Source organism: Henriciella mobilis (assembly GCF_003576285.1).
Classification (GTDB): Bacteria; Pseudomonadota; Alphaproteobacteria; order Caulobacterales; family Hyphomonadaceae; genus Henriciella; species Henriciella mobilis.
The window spans coordinates 628,911-648,032 of record NZ_QWFX01000005.1; the positions used below are offsets into that span (position 1 = coordinate 628,911).

Here is a 19,122-nt window from a genome sequence, read left to right on the forward strand (position 1 = left end):
TGGTGACCAATCATCGCCGAACGCACGAGGCTCGATTGCCCCGCTCCCTTATGCCCCCCGGGTCGCCTGATGACTATTCCGGTTTCGCGCTGTGGATACTAATTCATCAGGGACAGATATGGCGGCGTCCTTAAGAATTGGTTGCGCGGCATAGCCGTCTTGCAGAAATTTGCAGCTGTAATGTCAGGACCATAATGGTTGCTGCAGAATTCCCCTCCCGCGCCGGGGGAGAGGCGTTATCGTTCGCTGGCGGCGGCGCGCGCTGCGATAAGGGGCGCGGGCCCCTACAGAATCGCCAGGCCTGCAGCGAGCAGCGTGCCGAAGACGGTCGCGATCAGGGTCTGCTTGCGATAGTTCCGGGCCAGCAGGCCGACTGCGACGCCGCCAATGACGGCAAGGAACAGCGCCAGAGCGACGGCGACCTGGTACAGCCGGTAGATGCGCGGCCCATGACCCTTGTGCAGCTCCATGAGGGCGTATTGCAGGTTCGGGCGATTGATGGTCGCTTCGATATTGCCCTGATGGCCCCGTTCGAAACGGACAAAAGTCCGCGTGGTCGGACGGGTCATCGCCCAGCTATTGCTGCCGCGGATGTATTCGAAGTCGATATCGACATCCTGCGCGTCGAGCAGGTCGCGCACTTGTTGTTCGATCTCATCGGACCCGAAGTCCAGCCGTGTGTCTGCGGGAAGCGCAAGCGGCGTCTGCCTGACCGACGGTTCGACGCCAGCCATGTCGAGTCCGCCGGAAATGGCCACGATGAGGAAAGCCGGCGCGAGCAGGCCCGCGATCCAGAGGTGGAGCGTGATCAGAAGGCGGCGGAGTTTCAGCGTATTCATTGGTAGGCCCCTCGAAAGAACAGCGAATGCCGGGGCCGCAATGCCCCGACACGGCTTGAACGGCGCTATTGGCCAAATCCGTCGTGCCGGCAACAGGTCTGGCCTAAATGCCGCAGCTCTCTGAGGTGATGTCCTGGGAGGTCTGCCGGGTGCTGGTTGAAGCAAGGATGGTGGTTCGGGGGAGACTTGAACTCCCGACCTCATGATTATGAGTCATGCGCTCTAACCAGCTGAGCTACCGAACCGGACCGGTGGTGGGCCGTACCTGCCCGCAATGCCTGCACGCGGTACAGCAAGCGGGCTCAATACACATTCGCGCCCGCCTCGGCAACCGCCTATTCCAGCAGGCCTGCCACATGGTCTGCAATCGCCAGGGAGGAGGTCAGGCCCGGGCTCTCCATGCCGATGAGATTGATGAGGCGTGTATCCACAGTGATGAAAGTGAAGTCGCCGGACGGCTCACCCTCGCCGACGATTTTGGGGCGTACACCGGCATAGTCGGGGGCGAGGGCCCCGTCCGGCAAGCCGGGCCAGTAGCGTCTGACAGAGGCATAGAAGCGGGCGGCGCGGGCAGGGTCCACCTGGTAATCGAAAGGCGGGCCAGCGCCTTCGGGCAGCCATTCGGCGTCGGGGCCGAGCCGGCCGCGCCCAGACAGGTCGACCGTCAGGTGCAGGCCGAGGCTGGCGCTGTCGGGCATCGGATAGATGAGCCGCGAGAAGGGCGTCTTGCCGAGCACGCTGAAATAGCTGCCCTTGACGAAACGCGGCACGGGCAGGGCGCCGGTGTGCGGCCCTTCAATTGACTTGGCGATGGCAATGGCATTGTGCCCGGCCGCGTTGATCACGGTGCGGGCACGGATAACGGTTGGTGTCTCGCCGCCAGTGACAAGCTCGACCCCGTCTTCGAGCAGGGTGCCCGAGCGCACCGGCGTGCCGAAGGCGATCATGCCGCCATGATCCTCCAGCTCGCCCTGCAGGGCGAGGAAATAGCCATGGCTGTCGAAGATGCCGGAGACGGGCGACCGGATCGCGGCTGTGATGTCCGGACTGAGCGCCGGTTCGATCTCACGTGCGGCATCGCCGGAAATGAGCTCCAGCTTCTCAACCCCGTTCGCCTCGGCCCGCGCCATGATGGCGCCGAGGCCGCCGGCTTCCTCGGCATGGGCGACGACCAGCTTTCCGCAATTCTTGTAGGTGACACCATGCGCGTCGAGATAGGCGTAGAGGGCGCGCCGTCCGCGCACGCAGAAATCTGCCTTGTGGGAGCCGGTCGCATAGTAGAGCCCGGCATGGATGACTTCGGAATTGCGCGAGGAGGTATGGGTGGCAATCGCATCCTCGGCTTCCAGGATGATCACATCCCGGCCTTTCATGGCGGCCGCCCGCCCGGCCGCAAGGCCGATGACGCCGGCGCCGATGATCACAAGGTCTGCTTCGAGTCGCTCCATACTCTTCAACTAGGCAAGTTTCCCCAATTGGGCGAGCCGCGATTTCGCGCTATACTCGATTACCATGAAATGGCTGGGTGCCTTTATCAGTCTTCTCCTGCTGTCCGGCGCGCCTGCATCGGCAGATCCGATCGAACGGGCCTTCGCCTCGGGACAGTTCCTGCAATCGGCCGAAATGGCCCAGCTTGAGGGCGGCGCCGACAATTACGCCCGCGCAGCCCGCGCCATTCTCGCCGACGCCATTATCGAAGGTAAACCGACCGATAGCAGACTCGACGAAGCAGAAGCGCTTGCACGCAAGGCCCTCAGCCTCGACCCGGAGCATGTCGAAGGCCGGCTGCAGCTGGCGATCACGCTGTCGCTGAAAGCACGGAAGATGTCGACGCGCGAAGCGCTCGATTCCGGTTATGGCGGCACCTCACGGGATCTGGTGAAGGATGTCCTCGAAGCCCATCCGGACAATGTCTATGCGCAGGGCTTCATGGCGGTCTGGAACATTGAGGTCGTCCGGCGCGGCGGCGGCCTTGGGGCGGCCTTCATGGGCGCCAGCGTCCAGAGCGCGCGTGAGCACTACACCCGCGCCGTCGAGACCGGCGAGGCCGACCCGGCGCTCCACTGGCAGTATGCCCGAGCCCTCGCCGCGCTGAATGCCCGCAAGTATGAAGACGAGATCGCAACCTGCCTCGACCGCGCGGTTTCCGGAGAGGCTGACGATACGTTGACGCGGATCATGCAGGCCCGCGCGCAATCCTTCCAGCTCTATGTCAAAGACCATTCGCGCAAGGATATTGAACGGGCCGCAGCGGCGCTGCTCTAGTGGCTGACCTTAGCGGCCATCGGTCCAGCCAGCGCTTTCGCCGATCAAGGGCACCAACCGCGCGGCGCACAGGGATGCTGCCGGGCCAGTCTGCGGGCGGCTGCCTAACGCTTCGGAATGAACGATGAGGGCGAGGCGGACATCTTCCGCCGTCAGATTGCCATTTCGCTTCGGATCACCCAGCACCGCTTCGCTGGCCTTCAGGGCGTCCCGCATCGCCGCGAGCTTGCGATCGGTTTCGGCAAGCTCGCTGTGACGGCTGCCGCCCGCCTCGCTGGCGCCGAAGCCATCCAGCTTCATGAGGTCTTCAAGCGCGAGCTTCTGGCGCTCGATTTCCGGTTTCAGCACAACGAAACAGCTGGCCGCCGCATCGCCAGCGGCGCTGAGCTTCGTGTCGGCAAAGATGGGAAAGGGCGTGCCGTCATTCATTCGCAAGGGCGGCGGCGGACTGGATGTGCCGAGCAGGGCGCTGGCCGGAGACGGGACGATGACAACCTTTTCCTCAAGCGGTTCGATGGAGACCGGGCGCGCAGCACCTGCCTCCCGGGCCCAGGCGGCGCCGCCTGCGGCGATCACGATGTCGCGTGGCAGGCGCTTCAGGGCGGCCGGGGCTGAGCGGGTATCGCCGCCACGCGCAGCCTCGACATACCATTTCGCCGCGGTTTCCGGATTGGCGGGAATGCCTTCCAGGCCGAATTCGAAGACGCGCCCAAGGTGCACGGTCGAGGAGCGTTCGCCGAGGCTGGCGGCCTGTTCGAGCAGGGCAATGCCAAGAAGCTGGTCGGCTTCGATTCCGAAACCGTAGAGATAAGCCTGACCGAGGATCGCAATGGCTTCCGGCTCACCATCTTCGGCGTAACGGGCGATCACATCGATATGGCTGTAGTCTTCCTTCAGATAGGCATCGACCGCCGCATTCAATTCCTCCGACTGCGCAGCGGCGCTCGCCAGTGTCATGGTGCCGGTCAGAAATGCTACCAGGAAAAGCCGGATCATGACGGGCACTTTAAGGAGGAGGCGGGGCTCGTCCAGCGGCAAGTGTCAGCGCCGGCCCGGATGGCGATGCAGTGATATGTTTTCAGTCGCCCCGGACCGACAACTGGGCCGTCAGCAAGACAAGCCGGTCGCGGCAAAGCCCCGCTGAGGGGCCGGACAGCGTGTCGCCTTCATAAGCGATCTGGTGCCGGGCGACCGCCTGATCGACCGCATCGCCGGAGACACCGCCGTTGCGCTCCGGATTGCCCAGCAGTTCCACCGCGAAGGTCTTCGTGGACAGGAAGCGTTCGACATTCGACTTCACGAGGGTCATCCGGTTCAGCGTGACCTGTCGGTCCACGCCCGTCTGCGATTTCGCCTGGTCGATCAGGGTGCGCAGCTCGTCGCTTCGGTCGTCGATTACGGGCGTCAGGACGACCGCGCAGCTTGCCGCAGCATCTCCGCTCGCATTGAGCGACGTATCCGCCAGCAGCGGGAACTGGGTCCCGTCATTCATCGTCAGCGGTTCAGGCATGGATGCAGGGCCGGTGCCGAAGATCATGTCGGCCAAGGCATTTGCCAGTTCGGAAGGGTCAGGATCTGTGTCGGCTCGGGCCTGCGGTGCCGGTGGTGCTGAGGCTGCAGGCGCAGGCGTGTCCGGTGCAGGAGGGCTCGTCGATCCCGTGCCGAACAGTGTATCGGAGAGCGCATCGACCTCGTCCTCGCTCATCGAATAGAGGCCGCCGCCTGCATTGCTGGTGACGGGCGCATTGGCGGCTGATTGGGAGACCGGGGGTGTTGGCGTTGTATCGATGTAAGCGCCGCCGCCAGCGGCGATCACATCCGCGCGGGGCAGGCGCTTCAGGGCTGCGAGCGACGAAAACGATTCGCCTGCATTGGCAGCCTTCACGTACCACCGGGCCGCTTCGGTCGTGTCGACGGTGCCCGCGGTGCCATTCTCATAAATACGGCCGAGCTGGACTGCGGCTGACCGGTCACCCGCCTCTGCAGCCTGCTGAAGCAGGGCAAGTCCTTCGCCAGTATCCTTCGGGCGGCCAAGGCCATAGAAGGCCGCCTGTCCCAGCACGCTGAGCGCCGCGGCATTGCCTTGTACGCCATAGCGCTCGATCACGGCCATCTGGCTATAATCGTCCTCGATATAGGCATCGATGGCAGCGTCGAGTTCCGGCGGCTCCGCGAGGGCTGGAACAGCCGGGAAAAGGGCGAGCATCGCGGCGGCTCGCCAGATGGATCGGTTCGTCCCCATGGACACCATCCTTACCGCCGCAGGGAGGCCTGTCCAGCTGACTGGCGAGGGCGTTATGCCTATTCGGCGGCGACGGCGCCCTCGATGGCCTTCTGCTCTTCCAGCCAGTGTTCAGCTTCCAGCGCGGCCATGCAGCCCATGCCGGCGGCCGTCACGGCCTGGCGGTAGGTTTCGTCGGTCACGTCACCCGCCGCGTAGACGCCGGGAATATTGGTCTTGGTCGTGCCGGCTTCGGTGATGATGTAGCCGTTGGCCTTCATGTCGACCTTGCCCTTGAAGAGCTCCGTCTGCGGCGCGTGGCCGATGGCGATGAAGACGCCGTGGACGTCGCGGGTGACTTCTTCGCCGGTCTTGACGTTCTTGAGTTTCGCCGCTGTCACGCCGAGCGGATTCTCATCGCCGATGACTTCCTCAAGCACCGTGTCCCAGAGAATCTCGACCTTTGGATGCTTGAACAGGCGGTCCTGCAGGATCTTCTCCGCCCGGAAGCTGTCACGCCGGTGCACGACGGTGACCTTGGAGGCGAAATTGGTGAGGAACAGCGCTTCTTCCACGGCCGTATTGCCGCCGCCGACGACGAGCACTTCCTTGCCGCGATAGAAGAAGCCGTCGCAGGTCGCGCAGGCCGAGACGCCGAAGCCCTGGAACTTCTCCTCGCTCGGCAGGCCGAGCCATTTGGCCTGCGCGCCGGTCGCGATGACCACCGCATCTGCCGTGTAGACCGTGCCGCTTTCGCCGATCGCCTTGAAGGGGCGGCTCTCGAAATTGACTTCAGCGATATGATCCTCGGTGACTTTCGCGCCCATCTTCTCGGCATGGTCGCGCATCTTCTCCATCAGCTCCGGCCCCTGAATCTCGGCAAAGCCGGGATAGTTCTCGACCTCGGTCGTGATGGTGAGCTGGCCGCCGGGTTGCAGGCCACAGACGACGCGGGTGTCGCGCAGGGCGCGCGCGGCATAGATCGCCGCCGTCCAGCCGGCCGGGCCGGACCCGATAATCAGGATTTCAGAATGGATCGTCTCGCTCATCGCCCGCTCCGGTATGCTTGTCTTGTCGGCCTGATGGTATGGGGATTCTGGCGCAAAGATTAAACCCCATACCTGCTCAACTGGCCGTGAAACCGGGCTATTGCACAGGCTTGCGCACTTCCACGGTGGAGTGCGTGACATTGAACTTCTCAGCCAGCCTGTCCTTCACCGCCTGGCGAAGCGCATCGAGGCAGGCGCCGTCGCGGGCGGTGACATCCAGCGTCACAAGCGGCTTCTGTTCGGTCAGTGCCCAGGCGTGGATATGGTCGACGCTGAGCGCCCCGTCGAGATGGGCTTCGAGGTCGGCCTTGATATCGGCCGGTTCCAGCCCCGACGGCACGCCTTCAATCAGGATATGGGCCGACTGCAGGGTGATCCGCACGCCGCCTATCACGATGAGCGCCGCCACGAGGATGGAGAGCAGCGGGTCGATGGGCATCCAGCCGGTGGTCATGATCACAACCGCTGCCGCAATCGCTGCCACAGAGCCAAGCAGGTCACCGGCGACATGCCACAGCGCGCCCTGCAGGTTGAGGTCTTCCTGGTCGCCACCATGCAGCAGGAAGAAGGCGATGATGTTGACCAGCAGGCCAGCCACTGCGACGCCCATCAGGACATTGCCCATGACGGGCTCCGGCGTGATCAGGCGCTGGATGGCCTCGACCACGATCCACGCGGCCAGCACGAGCAGCGCGATGCCGTTGACGAAAGCGGCGAGTATCTTGAAGCGCGCCCAGCCGAAGCTGCGCTGGTCGTCCGCCGGGCGCTCGGCCAGCTTGAAGCCGAGCCAGGCAAGCGCCAGCGAGCCGGCGTCGGTCAGCATGTGCGCGGCATCTGCCAGGAGCGCGAGCGAGCCGGAAATGACGCCGCCGACCACTTCGGCGATCATGAACAGGAAGGTCAGCAGCGCGGCGAACGCTACCCGCTTGCGGGCGTCGGCCGTATCGACGGACGGGGCATGATGATGGTGGGCGTGACCGTGCCCGTCGTGCCCATGCGCATGAGAATGGTCGTGTGCCATGCTGCCCCAGATGCCGCGCCAGACGCTAAAAGTCAATAAAAATACAGAAAAAACAACAGTTTAGATATGTTATTCCGTTTCATTGCATCCAGTCTGGCAGGACGACCTTGTCGCCGGAATCGTCCAGCGTCTTGAGCTTTGGCTGGGGATGGCGCGCCAGCAGCTGCTTGACGATCTCCTCGGCAACCCGGTCGGCTTCGCGCAGTGGCTCATAGGACCAGCCCTCCAGGAAACCCTCGAACCAGCGGGCGCAGCCGCGCCGGATGAGGCTTTCGTGAAAACGGTCGAATTTCGGGCTGGAGCCTTCCAGCCTGGCAATATGGATCGGCAGGCCGTGCCAGGCCGCGTCAGACAGCATATTGGCGCTGTCTTCGGTGACGATCGCGGCATCGGAGTATAGCAGCCAGGCGAGATAGGGGTTCGGGCCATCTTCGGGGCCGGACCAGAACCGTGCGCCGATGCGGTCGGCCAGCGCCCGCATCTTGGCGACAATCGGCACCGGCGTGCGCCGCGACGTCGTGATACGCAGCCGCCAGCCGAGCCCCGACAGGCGCGTCAGGTCCTCGCCAAGCTTGTCGGCAATGGCGTCTGTAAAGGTGTGCGCCTTGGAGTCGCCGCCGAGAATGACAATGCAGGAGCGGCCATTCTCATCGGCGAGGTCGGCAAAGGCCTGACCGGCATCCTCGATATTGTCGGGCGAGAAATAGGAGGGGGCTCCGACGGTGCGGATGACATTCGGGCCGTCCAGCTCGTCATGCTCTGGCACGACGATCAGGTCGAAGGCGTCATGGGAACTTTTCGGGTCGAGCACCTGGACGGTCAGTGTCTTGCCGCCCGACAGCTCCCGGACGGCCGCGGTGAAGGGCGCGCTGCGCCGGCCGGCGGCGATCCAGACGTCTGGCCAGGGCGGCGAGAGCACCGAGCGCTGCTCAGGGGGCAGGGCAAACTTTTCCAGCGGCCAGCGCGGGCCGCGCAGCCATGTCCAAGGGGCGCGCGGTGTCAGTGTGATCGGCGTATCGCGATGGCCTTGGCCCTGGATGTGGGCAATCCGCATCCATCGGCCGGTCGCAGCCAGCGCCTGAACGATGGAGCGGACCTGGGCGGCATTGCCAGCCCGGCCATCAGACACGGCCCAGACCGACGGGCCGACCTGCGGCGCGATCGGTGCCTTGGCTTTCTGCTTCGACTTTTCGTTCACGGACATACCCCGCGATTCGTGTTCTACGAGAGTCTGCCAGCTTTTCTCGAAACTTGCACGTCACAGCCGTAAGTGACGCGCAGCCGCGCCGTCCGGCCGGTTGGCCGGCAGCGTCATGACGTTGTCCGGAAGATCCCGGGCTACTTGAATTCGACGGCAGAAATCTCGTAGACGCGGGCGCCGCCGGGGGCGGCCACTTCGGCTTCATCACCGACTGTCTTGCCAATCAGGGCGCGTGCAATCGGGGACGTGATCGAGACCTTGCCCTTGGCGATATCGGCCTCATCCTCGCCAACGATGCGATAGGTCGATTCCTTCTCGGTATCGACGTCGATCAACGTGACGGTCGCGCCGAAGACGATCTTCTCGCCCTTCAGCTTGGTCACGTCGATGACTTCTGCGCGCGCAAGCTTGTCCTCGAGTTCGGCCACGCGGCCCTCGATGAAGCTCTGCTTTTCCTTGGCAGCATGGTATTCGGCATTTTCGGACAGGTCGCCATGCTCGCGCGCTTCCGCGATTGCGGCGATCACAGCCGGGCGCTCAACTGACTTCAAATGCTTCAATTCTGCGTCGAGGGCCGCATGCCCTTCGGCGGTCATGGGTGTTCTTTGCATGTTCTGGATAACCGTCGTTGTAAACTTGTAGGTTCTGACCAAACGGGAGAGGCGTCAAGTAGGGACTGTTCAGGCCGACTGCAAGGGGCGGACGCTGAGGTCGCGGTCCCGTTGGGCCCTTATGGCCTGCACCGAGGCCCGCGATGCCGCAAGGGTCGTGAAGTACGGGATCTTGTGGACAAGCGCGGTTCGCCGGATCGAGGCGGAGTCCTTGAGCGACTGGACACCCTCGGTCGTATTGAAGACGAGATGCACACCGCCATTGATCATCCGGTCGACAATGTGCGGCTGGCCTTCATTGACCTTGTTGACCCGTTCGACGGCGATCCCCTTACTTTCAAGGTAGGCTGCGGTGCCGCTCGTCGCGACAATGTTGAAGCCGAGATCAATGAGATCGCGGGCCGCTTCGGTGACCAGCGCCTTGTCATTATCCTTGACCGAGATGAAGACCGTGCCGGTGTCCGGCAGGTGCACGTCGACCGCTGTCTGCGACTTCAGGAAGGCGGCGCCGAAATCATCGTCCCAGCCCATGACCTCGCCGGTTGAGCGCATTTCCGGGCCGAGTACAGGGTCGACGCCGGGGAAGCGGGCGAACGGGAAGACCGCTTCCTTGACGGCGACGCGGCGCGGCTTGGCTTTCGACAGGTCGAAATCCGTAAGGCTCGCGCCTGCCATGACCTTGGCTGCAATCTTGGCAATTGGTGCGCCGACGGCCTTGGCGACGAATGGCACTGTGCGCGAGGCGCGCGGATTGGCTTCAAGGACGAAGATCTCCTCGCCCTTCACTGCAAACTGGATGTTGATCAGGCCGCGCACCTTCAGCTCTTTCGCCAGCGCGGAGGCGGACTCGCGAAGCCGCGTCTTGATGCTTTCCGACAGCGTGTAGGGCGGCAGGGCGCAGGCGGAGTCGCCCGAATGCACGCCGGCCTCCTCGATATGCTCCATGATGCCGGCAACATGGACATTCGTCTCATCGCACAGCGCGTCGATATCGACTTCGATCGCGTCTGACAGGTAACGGTCGAGGAAGAGCGACTGGTCGCCTGAGACCTTCATGGCCTCCTTGGCGAAGGCTTTCACATCGGCGTCGTCGCGGCAGATTTCCATGGCGCGGCCGCCGAGGACGAAGCTCGGGCGCAGCATGATCGGATAGCCGAGCTGGCGCGCCTTTTCGAGGGCTTCCTCCTCCGAGCGGGCCGTGGCCGACGGGGCCTGCTGGATGCCGAGACGGTCGAGCACAGCGGCGAAGCGCTCACGGTCTTCGGCGAGGTCGATGCTGGTCGGGCTGGTGCCGAGGATCGGGACGCCTGCCTCATGCAGCGGCGTGGCCAGCTTCAGCGGCGTCTGGCCGCCGAACTGGACGATGACGCCGGCCAATTCGCCCGCGCTCTGCTCCTTGGCGATGATCTCGGAGACATGCTCTTCGGTCAGCGGCTCGAAATAGAGCCGGTCAGATGTGTCATAGTCGGTCGAGACGGTTTCCGGGTTGCAGTTCACCATGATCGACTCGATGCCGACCTCTTCCATGGCGAAGGCGGCATGGCAGCAGCAATAGTCGAACTCGATGCCCTGGCCGATGCGGTTCGGCCCGCCGCCAAGGATGATCGCCTTCTTGCGGTCAGACACGCCAGCCTCGTCATCGGCCTGAGTCTGGCCATAGGGCGGGTGTTCATAGGTCGAATAGAGATAGGGGGTCTTCGCCGCGAATTCGGCGGCGCAGGTGTCGATACGCTTGTAGACCGGCCGCACGCCGAGCTTGTGGCGGTGCATGCGGGCGGATTTCTCGCTCTGGCTGGTCAGCTCGCCGAGGCGTGCATCCGAGAAACCCATGCCCTTTATCGAGGTCATGTCGTGTGCGTTGTCCGGCAAGCCGTCGCGGCGCAGGCCTTCTTCCGTCTCGACGATGGCTGCAATCTGGCGCAGGAACCAGCGATCGATCCCGGTGATGCGGTAGATGTCCTCGACGCTGAAGCCCTTGCGGAAGGCCTGGGCGACATGGCGCAGGCGATCGGGCGTCGGGCGGGCGAGCTCTGAGCGCAGCGCTTCTTCTGTATCGGCTTCGGTCTCGTTGAGGCCGGTCAGGCCCGTTTCGAGCGAACAGAGCGCCTTCTGCAGGCTCTCCTGGAAGTTCCGGCCGATGGCCATGGCCTCGCCGACCGATTTCATCGCCGTGGTCAGCAGCGGCTCGGCGCCGCGATACTTCTCGAAGGCAAAGCGCGGGATCTTGGTGACGACATAGTCAATGGTCGGCTCGAAGCTGGCGGGCGTCACGCCGGTAATGTCATTGTCCAGCTCGTCCAGCGTATAGCCGACGGCGAGCTTGGCGGCGACCTTGGCAATCGGGAAGCCGGTGGCTTTCGAGGCCAGCGCCGAGGAGCGCGATACGCGCGGGTTCATCTCGATGACGACGAGGCGGCCATTGTCCGGATTGACGGCGAACTGCACATTCGATCCACCCGTCTCCACCCCGATCTCGCGCAGCACCGCAATCGAGGCGTTGCGCATGATCTGGTATTCCTTGTCGGTCAGCGTCAGCGCCGGGGCGACGGTGATCGAGTCGCCGGTGTGCACGCCCATCGGGTCGATATTCTCGATCGCGCAGATGATGATCGCGTTGTCCGCCTTGTCGCGGACGACCTCCATCTCGAATTCCTTCCAGCCAAGCAGGCTCTCATCGACGAGGACCTGTCCGACCGGCGAGGCGGCAAGGCCGGAGCGCACGATCTCTTCATATTCCTCGACATTATAGGCCACGCCGCCGCCTGTGCCGCCGAGCGTGTAGGCCGGGCGGATAATGGCGGGCAGGCCGACTTCCTCAAGGACGTCCATCGCAGCCTTCAGGCCGCCGATCCGGTCATAGCCGATGATCTTGCCCGCATCGTTGCGGATCTCGGGGGCGGCAACAATCGCCGCGCGCGGATTTTCAAGGCCGATCCGGTCCATGGCCTCGCGGAAGAGGCGGCGGTCTTCTGCCTTCTCGATGGCATCGGCGCGCGCGCCGATCAGTTCGACGCCGTACTTGTCCAGCGTGCCGTCCTTGTAGAGGTCGAGCGCGCAGTTGAGCGCGGTCTGTCCGCCCATGGTCGGCAGGATTGCGTCCGGCTTCTCGGCGGCGATGATCTTCTCGACATAGAAGGGCGTGATCGGCTCGACATAGGTCGCGTCCGCCAGGTCCGGGTCGGTCATGATGGTCGCCGGGTTCGAGTTCACCAGGATGACCCGGTAACCTTCCGATTTCAGCGCCTTGATCGCCTGGACACCGGAATAGTCGAACTCGCAGGCCTGGCCGATAATGATGGGGCCGGCTCCAATGACGAGGATTGATTTCAAATCGGTGCGTTTGGGCATCGTTTCTCCTCGCTATCGCAGACCGCCGGTCAAACGGGTGCGCTATAGCGGGGAGTCGATAGGGTGGGCAAGGTCAGTCGACGGCAAAACTGCACCGGACTGCGGATTCATTTCACCGAAGTGAGATGTGGCGCCGTCCCGGAGACGGTCTCAGGGATAGAGTAGCTGGCCGTCCATGGTCTGTACTGCATCGATGGCGGTACACTGCAGGAGGTCACTGGTATCGCCCGAGCAGGTCACGGTGGCATCGACCATCAGGTGCGCGCGCTCGGCTTTCACGGCGCAGGAAACAGCGGTTCCGCTCTGCCCGGCCTCTATGCCCATCACATTCGCGACAAGCCCGTCCGGCAGCACGTCGGCGGCTTTTTCCACGGCCGCTTCACAGGCCGTCAGCGCTGCGCGCTTGGCGGAAATCTTGGCGCCGCAAGCGCCGAGGATGAGCGGAGACAAGACGATGCCGGCAAGGAAGATGCGAGACATGGGCCAGGACCTTTTCTGATCTGAAGGGAAACAGACCCTGACGGGAGCTTCCATTTTGATAGCTAACCAAGAGTTAATGTGTCCGGTCAAGCAGGCTGCGTGCCAATTGCGCTTGCCGGGCCCTCAGAACGCAGTGCCCCCACATCCGGGGACGTGGATGCGGGGGCTGGACCTGCCCTTCGGATGGGGGGACGGGGCAGGCATTCCTGCGGCTTCGGCTACCAGCGGTTCGGGTCGTACGGATAGTCGTCATAGGCGTCGACATAACCGTCGCCGTCACTGTCCTTTTCGTCGGGCTGGTCCTTCACGCCGGGCGTGTCGCAATCGGCGGCTTCCGTACAGCCTTTGGCCGCGCCGGCCGCACCGCCGACCGCAGCACCGATAGCCGCGCCTTCAGCGGCATCGCCATCGCCAGTATTGTTGCCAATCACGGCACCGGCCACGGCGCCAGCAGCAGCGCCCGCAGCGGCGTTGCGCTCGGTATAGCCGGATTGGGTACAGGCCGCCATGGCAAGGGCTGTGGCGGTCACGGCTGTGGTCTTGATCCAGATATTCATGGGACAACTCCCTTTCGTTATTGCGGCAGACCAACGCCACGTATCGAAGGGGGTTCCGGATTGTCCTGTGCAGATTGTGAGACGATTTAGCGGCAGGGTATGGCCGGCTGAGCCTGGCGGCTATTGAACCAGGCGGGCTTCCCGGCGCGGCTCGATCACAAGGGGCAGGTCTGTTTTGCTCATGTCGAAATCGATGGCGAGGCTGCCATGATCGGAAACCTCCAGCGAATTTGCGACGACCTGCAAATAGGGCGATCGCGTGCGGCCGCCTCCAGTCTTCTTAACGACAATGTCGTAGCTGGGCATATAGATCACGCCTTCCACGTTGAGCATGCCCTCAACCTTCATATCTTTCTTCTTATTCAGAAGCCCCTTGAGCTCCGCGAAGGCAATTCCGGCGGTCGGCCCCTCTGTCGGCGCGATTACATTGAGTCCGGAATTGCCTTTGATTTCCACTTTGTCGATTTCGCCGTCGAAAATAAACGTCACGCCCGCAGCGTCGATTACGCCGTGCGCGTCGATTTTCAGGCCGCCCGCCCGGACATGGTAGATGCCGGGTTCGAATTTGACGTTTCGCGCCTTGACCTCAAGCCCGCCACAATAAATGCCTGGGGTAAGGCGGGTCGAGCCGATCTTGATGACACGCGTTTCCATCTTGTCACACACACCGGCAAGCGGCACGTCAAATCCTTTCAAAGGATCGGGCAGGCTCTGACAACCGGATTCGGGAGCAGGTGAGACTTGCGCTTTAATGTCCTTTTGAATGTCGCCGGCAGCGCAAAAGGCTTTTGCTTCAGCTCTCCCGGCTTCAAATGCCATGGATTCGCTTCCCTTGGAGTTGCTCCAGATTACGCAGCCATCAGAAATAAGCTCTCCCTGGTCCTTGATAACAAGCCCAGTTTTTTCCTGCTCGAGCGTCAGAACGCAGAGCGGAAAGCCCCAGGTGGCTTCGGCAACGGCCAGGCGGCGCATCGGTGCGGAGGCATTGCTGCCGGCGAAATTCGCGAAATAGTTCACCGGTTTGAATTCGAGCTCGACGGCGAGGCGCGTATGCTGCCCGTATGCGTCTTCCGTCACGGCGTCGACGTTAAGATCGCGCAGCTCGTAATTGGAATTGTTCGTGGCCAGGCGCTCAGCTTCTTCCCGCGCGGCCATCAAGCGGTCCTGGGCTTTGGGCGAGGTGTGGTTCAGGAAGACGGTCGCCCCGCCCAGCGCAGAGGCATCTGCAGTGACCTGAAGCTGCTGTCCAGCGCGCGTGTCCATGCCCAACGCAATCGTCGCGCCCACAACCGCCATTATCGACATCAGGCACAGGCCAAATATCGGCGCAGCGCTGCCCGCTTCATTCTTTCGGAGCCGAATACGAGTGTGTTTAGACCATCGCCACATCACGGAGTCCCTATCGACACTAGGGATACAGTCCGTTGATTGCGAAAAGTTTAATTTCCTTATGCGCTATCAGTAGAAAAAGCAGCTGTTCTATTGTGCGCTCAGGAATTCACAGTCCGAGCACTCTCTTCGCGATGATGTTTCTCTGAATTTCATTGGTTCCGCCGTAAATAGACTGTGCTCGTGTCCCGTAATACAGGGACAAGCCAGGCGCGGCGAAGTTTGCAGAGGCATCCTTCGAAAGCCAGTCAGGTGTCACGGAATCGTCAAATTGCCGGTTGCCATTGAGGCCAGCGGCATCGAGGTACAGAGTCGTGATCTGCTGGGCGGCCGAGGTCGCCAATACTTTAACGATTGAGGCTTCCTTTCCCGGTGCACCGCCATCCTTCACGGCGGACAGGACCCGAAGCACCGTCATTTCAAGTGCATCAACCGCGAGGTCCGCATCGCTGAGCTTGCGGGCAAAGTCCGGTTCGTCGATCAGCCGGCGATTGCCACCGGTCGGGACGTGGCTCGCAATCTCGCGCAGGTGGCGCAGCTGCTTGCGCTTGCCGCCAATGCGGGCATAGGAGGTGCGCTCATGGCCGAGCAGGTACTGGCTGTAGGTCCAGCCCTTGCCTTCCTCGCCGATGAGATAGTCGGCCGGCACGCGGACATTGTCGAAATGGACCTGGTTGAGGGCGTGCTTTCCGTCGATGGTGATGATCGGCGTCACGGTGATGCCGGGCCGGTTCATCTCCGCAATGATGAAGCTGATGCCTTCCTGCTTTTTTCCGGAATTGTCGGTCCGGGCGAGGCAGAAAATCCAGTCGGCATGCTGGGCCGCCGAGGTCCATATCTTGGTGCCATTGAGGATGTATTCGTCGCGCTCGCGCACGGCGGAGAATTGCAGCGAGGCAAGGTCTGAGCCGGAATCCGGTTCCGAATAGCCCTGGCACCAGCCTTCGCGCCCCTCGCGGATACCGGGCAGCCAGCGCTCTTTCTGCTTGTCCGTGCCGAAGGTGTAGATGATCGGGCCGACATAGATGACGCCCATCGGGGTCACGGTCGGCACGCCGGCCCGTTCCAGCTCCTCGTCGAAAATGTACTGTTCCTCGAGCGACCAGCCAGGGCCGCCATGCTCCTTTGGCCAGGCGGCGGCGAGCCAGCCCTTCTTGCCGAGCGCGCTTTCAGACTTGCGAACCTCGTCGGTCGTCAGCGAGGCGCCCTTGCGCGTCTTTGCAAGAATGTCTTTCGGGAAATCATTCGCGAAGAAAGCGCGCACATCTGCACGGAAATCTTCGAGTTTCGGGTCAATGCTCAGGTCCATGAAAGGACATTACACCACCGCAAATGCCCCGTCAGTCATGACCCGAGGTCAGCTCCAGCGCTTGGCCAGCTTCTGGTCGATCGCGTTGGCGTCCTCTTTTTCCGCGCCGGCATAGCCCGTCAGGGAGTCCGCCACGAAGGGGTTGTCCTGGCGTTCCTGACCGAAGGTGCTCATGGGCCCATGACCCGGAATGAAGCGGATCTCCGGGCCGAGCGGCCAGAGCTTGGAAGTAATCGAGTCGATCAACTGCGTGTGGTTGCCGCGCGGAAAGTCTGTGCGCCCGATCGAGCCGCGGAAAAGGACATCGCCCACAAAGGCGAGCGCGCCGTCCTTGTTGTAGATCACGACATGGCCCGGCGTGTGGCCGGGGGTGTGCGCAACACCGAATTTCACGCCATCCAGCTCCAGCTCGTCGCCATCCTCTAGATAGCGGTCGGGCGTCACATTCTGGCCATCGGCGATGCCATAGCGCTTGCCGGACTCCTCGATCATGTCGAGCAGCCACTGGTCATCCTTGTGCGGGCCGATGATCTCGCAGCCGGTGCGGTCCTTCACCGCCTTGGCAGCGCCGGCATGGTCCATATGACCGTGGGTCAGCCAGACCCCGACAATCTTCACGCCGAACTGCTCGGCCGCGCCCATCAGCTTGTCGATGTCGCCGCCCGGATCGACGAAGACGCCTTCCATGGACTCGATCGACCAGATCATGGACGTGTTCTGCTGCAACGGCGTCGTCGGGATGACGCGGATTTCGAGCTTCGGCTTGTTCGGCTGTTGGTCTGTCATGGCTTACAGATAGCAACATCAATGGACCGTGCAATCTCCGACCATGAGTTTAGAGTTCGCAGACATCGATGTATTTCTAGAATTGGCATAAATCAGTTTTGCGGTTTCACCGTCGAATTCGGTGATAGTGAGAATTTCGACGGTGTTCCCAGCGGGAAACATAGCGAGTATCTGAAACGACAAGTCTGTATCATCCATGGTGAGAAGCACGACGTCTCCTCCTTCGTTGGATGGAGAGTACCACTTTCCTGTCGCATCTTTGTAGCGATACTCCACTTCCCCCGTATCGCCATCTAGATCGATCACCATCTCTCCATTCGAAATAGCATCGTTTGACCAGCCAGCTTGTTTATCGGGGACCATTCCCTCCGCTGCATAATAACTGTAGCCTGACATGCCGCCGCACTGAAACTGAATAGATTCTGCGCCAGCATTGGTCGTGTGTAACACTGCTATCAGCGCAATTAGCTTGAACTTCAACTTCATGTCTCGGGTTTCCATCTCGAAAAGGACAGCCTGAGCGTCGCGATATTGTTCAAGACCACGCCGACGGTAAAATAGTAGAGCCCGATGCGCGGGTAGAAGCCGACATAGGCCATGGTCTGCGACAGGCCGATCAGCAGCGCGGCGAGGAAGACGTCCAGCATCGACCACTTGCCGAGCACGTTCAGCCACCAGGCGAGTTTCGGGCTGGGCGGGGCGCCGCGCCGGAAGATCACGGCGGCGAGCAGCGACTTCGACAGCGGGAAGACGCCGGAGAAAAAGATCACGACTAGCCCCATGAAGACGAGGTCGAACTCGAACAGGGTCCGCACAACGCCCCAGAGATTGTATTCGATCTGAAGGCCGATCGTGTTCGGCTTCATGATGGAGGGCTGGGAGATGCCCATGATGATCAGCGCAGCCGAGACGTAGAGCGTCCATTCGGCCGCCACGTCGATCAGCTTGCTGGGCAGCTTGCCATCTGCGGTATCGGGGATCGCGGGAGGAGGGGGCGTGTCGCTCATTATGGTTCCGACCTTCAGCGGCTGAAGCAGGCGCTGTCAACGCTTCCAACCCCGTGCAATCGGAACTAGTGTCACATTCTGGCGTCAGACAGTATTATCGCAGTCCTCACCGGGAGACATCCGACCCATGAATCGCGGCATTATCGTTCTCGCCGGCCTTGTGATGCTGGCGGTCTATTACTTCTCCAACCAGGAGACCAATCCGTATTCCGGCAAGTCCGAGTTCAATACGATCTCCATCGCGCAGGCGAGCCAGCTCGGCGCGCAGTCCTACCAGCAGATCCTGCAGCAGCAGCGCGGAGACGTGCTGTGCCCGACCCTGTCGGCGGGCGCCTGCAATGATGAAGCGCTGGAAGTCGTCACCACGGTTCGAGACATCGGCGCGCGGCTCCAGAAGGCGGCCATCGAATATGAGCAGGACCTGCTTGACGCGGGCTGGTCGTTCACACCGGTCGCCCGCGACTTCGACTGGACCTACAACGTCATTCAGTCCGAGCAGCCCAATGCCTTCTGCCTGCCGGGCGGCTATGTGGCCGTCTATACTGGCATCATGGACATTACCGGCAATAATGATGGCCGTGTCACGCTGGCTGACCTGGAGGACCCCGACAAGCTCGCCGTCGTCATGGGCCATGAAATCGGCCACGCCATGGCCCATCACGGCGCCAAGCGCATGAGCCAGGGCCAGCTCGCCCAGCTCGGCATGGCGGCGGTGGCGGTGGGTGTCGGCGACATGGATCCCGGCCAGCGCCAGATGGTGATGCAGGCCATGGGCGTTGCCGCGCAGGGCGGGATGATGGCCTTCTCGCGCCAGCATGAGACCGAAGCCGACAAGATCGGTCTCGAGCTCCTCGTGCGCGCCTGCTACGACCCGCGCGAGGCGCCGGAACTCTGGGAACGGATGGGCAAGGCTGGCGGCCAGCGCCCGCCGGAATGGATGTCGACCCACCCGGCCTCGGAGACCCGCGCGCAGAACTTCCGCGAATGGATGTCTGAGGCGATCGCGCAGTATGAGCAGAATTGCGGGCCGCTGCGCTGA

At 62.5% G+C, this 19,122-nt stretch carries 18 protein-coding genes and 1 tRNA gene; 2 read left to right on the plus strand and 17 right to left on the minus strand.

What is annotated here, in order from left to right; all coding sequences use genetic code 11:
- Positions 1 to 284: 284 nt before the first annotated feature.
- The 3 genes from D1223_RS02950 to D1223_RS02960 form a co-directional block, all read right to left on the minus strand.
- On the minus strand, positions 285 to 839 hold the full coding sequence (locus tag D1223_RS02950) for a hypothetical protein (protein WP_119374903.1): 555 nt from the start codon (positions 837 to 839) through the stop codon (positions 285 to 287).
- Between the two features lie 168 nt (positions 840 to 1,007).
- Positions 1,008 to 1,084, minus strand: a tRNA-Met gene (locus tag D1223_RS02955).
- Between the two features lie 90 nt (positions 1,085 to 1,174).
- Positions 1,175 to 2,287: an NAD(P)/FAD-dependent oxidoreductase gene (locus D1223_RS02960; RefSeq protein WP_119374904.1), complete on the minus strand. Its 1,113-nt coding sequence runs from the start codon at positions 2,285 to 2,287 to the stop codon at positions 1,175 to 1,177.
- Between the two features lie 64 nt (positions 2,288 to 2,351).
- Between D1223_RS02960 and D1223_RS02965 the strand changes: the two genes are divergently transcribed.
- Entirely contained in the window at positions 2,352 to 3,104 is a 753-nt protein-coding gene (locus tag D1223_RS02965; protein ID WP_119374905.1) for a hypothetical protein, read from the plus strand.
- A 9-nt stretch (positions 3,105 to 3,113) separates the two neighbouring features.
- Here D1223_RS02965 and D1223_RS02970 read toward each other — a convergent pair whose 3' ends face one another.
- The 14 genes from D1223_RS02970 to D1223_RS03035 form a co-directional block, all read right to left on the minus strand.
- The gene (locus tag D1223_RS02970; protein WP_119374906.1) at positions 3,114 to 4,100 is read right to left on the minus strand and encodes a tetratricopeptide repeat protein; all 987 of its coding nucleotides are present in this window, start codon (positions 4,098 to 4,100) and stop codon (positions 3,114 to 3,116) included.
- 82 nt (positions 4,101 to 4,182) lie between these two features.
- Entirely contained in the window at positions 4,183 to 5,346 is a 1,164-nt protein-coding gene (locus D1223_RS02975; protein WP_158588384.1) for a tetratricopeptide repeat protein, read from the minus strand.
- A gap of 59 nt (positions 5,347 to 5,405) precedes the next feature.
- Positions 5,406 to 6,374, minus strand: a complete 969-nt coding sequence (trxB, locus tag D1223_RS02980; RefSeq protein WP_119374908.1) for a thioredoxin-disulfide reductase — start codon at positions 6,372 to 6,374, stop codon at positions 5,406 to 5,408.
- Positions 6,375 to 6,471: 97 nt separating this feature from the next.
- Positions 6,472 to 7,395, minus strand: a complete 924-nt coding sequence (locus tag D1223_RS02985) for a cation diffusion facilitator family transporter (RefSeq protein ID WP_119374909.1) — start codon at positions 7,393 to 7,395, stop codon at positions 6,472 to 6,474.
- A gap of 79 nt (positions 7,396 to 7,474) precedes the next feature.
- A complete protein-coding gene (locus D1223_RS02990; protein ID WP_119374910.1) occupies positions 7,475 to 8,599 on the minus strand; it encodes a mitochondrial fission ELM1 family protein in 1,125 nt (374 codons plus the stop codon).
- Positions 8,600 to 8,733: 134 nt separating this feature from the next.
- A complete protein-coding gene (gene greA, locus D1223_RS02995; RefSeq protein WP_119374911.1) occupies positions 8,734 to 9,207 on the minus strand; it encodes a transcription elongation factor GreA in 474 nt (157 codons plus the stop codon).
- Between the two features lie 69 nt (positions 9,208 to 9,276).
- Entirely contained in the window at positions 9,277 to 12,555 is a 3,279-nt protein-coding gene (gene carB / locus D1223_RS03000) for a carbamoyl-phosphate synthase large subunit (RefSeq protein ID WP_119374912.1), read from the minus strand.
- Positions 12,556 to 12,705: 150 nt separating this feature from the next.
- The gene (locus D1223_RS03005; protein WP_119374913.1) at positions 12,706 to 13,035 is read right to left on the minus strand and encodes a hypothetical protein; all 330 of its coding nucleotides are present in this window, start codon (positions 13,033 to 13,035) and stop codon (positions 12,706 to 12,708) included.
- Between the two features lie 218 nt (positions 13,036 to 13,253).
- On the minus strand, positions 13,254 to 13,592 hold the full coding sequence (locus D1223_RS03010) for a YMGG-like glycine zipper-containing protein (protein WP_119374914.1): 339 nt from the start codon (positions 13,590 to 13,592) through the stop codon (positions 13,254 to 13,256).
- Positions 13,593 to 13,712: 120 nt separating this feature from the next.
- Positions 13,713 to 14,981, minus strand: a complete 1,269-nt coding sequence (locus D1223_RS03015; protein WP_119374915.1) for a TadE/TadG family type IV pilus assembly protein — start codon at positions 14,979 to 14,981, stop codon at positions 13,713 to 13,715.
- Between the two features lie 109 nt (positions 14,982 to 15,090).
- Positions 15,091 to 16,290: an acyl-CoA dehydrogenase family protein gene (locus tag D1223_RS03020; RefSeq protein WP_119374916.1), complete on the minus strand. Its 1,200-nt coding sequence runs from the start codon at positions 16,288 to 16,290 to the stop codon at positions 15,091 to 15,093.
- A gap of 48 nt (positions 16,291 to 16,338) precedes the next feature.
- On the minus strand, positions 16,339 to 17,076 hold the full coding sequence (locus D1223_RS03025) for an MBL fold metallo-hydrolase (protein WP_119374917.1): 738 nt from the start codon (positions 17,074 to 17,076) through the stop codon (positions 16,339 to 16,341).
- Between the two features lie 18 nt (positions 17,077 to 17,094).
- Positions 17,095 to 17,562, minus strand: coding sequence for a hypothetical protein (locus D1223_RS03030; protein ID WP_119374918.1), 468 nt, complete (start codon positions 17,560 to 17,562; stop codon positions 17,095 to 17,097).
- Entirely contained in the window at positions 17,559 to 18,083 is a 525-nt protein-coding gene (locus D1223_RS03035; RefSeq protein WP_119374919.1) for a paraquat-inducible protein A, read from the minus strand. The genes D1223_RS03030 and D1223_RS03035 overlap by 4 nt, the downstream gene beginning before the upstream one ends.
- Positions 18,084 to 18,210: 127 nt before the next feature.
- Here D1223_RS03035 and D1223_RS03040 point away from each other — a divergent pair, with 127 nt between their 5' ends.
- Positions 18,211 to 19,122, plus strand: a complete 912-nt coding sequence (locus tag D1223_RS03040; RefSeq protein WP_119374920.1) for a M48 family metallopeptidase — start codon at positions 18,211 to 18,213, stop codon at positions 19,120 to 19,122.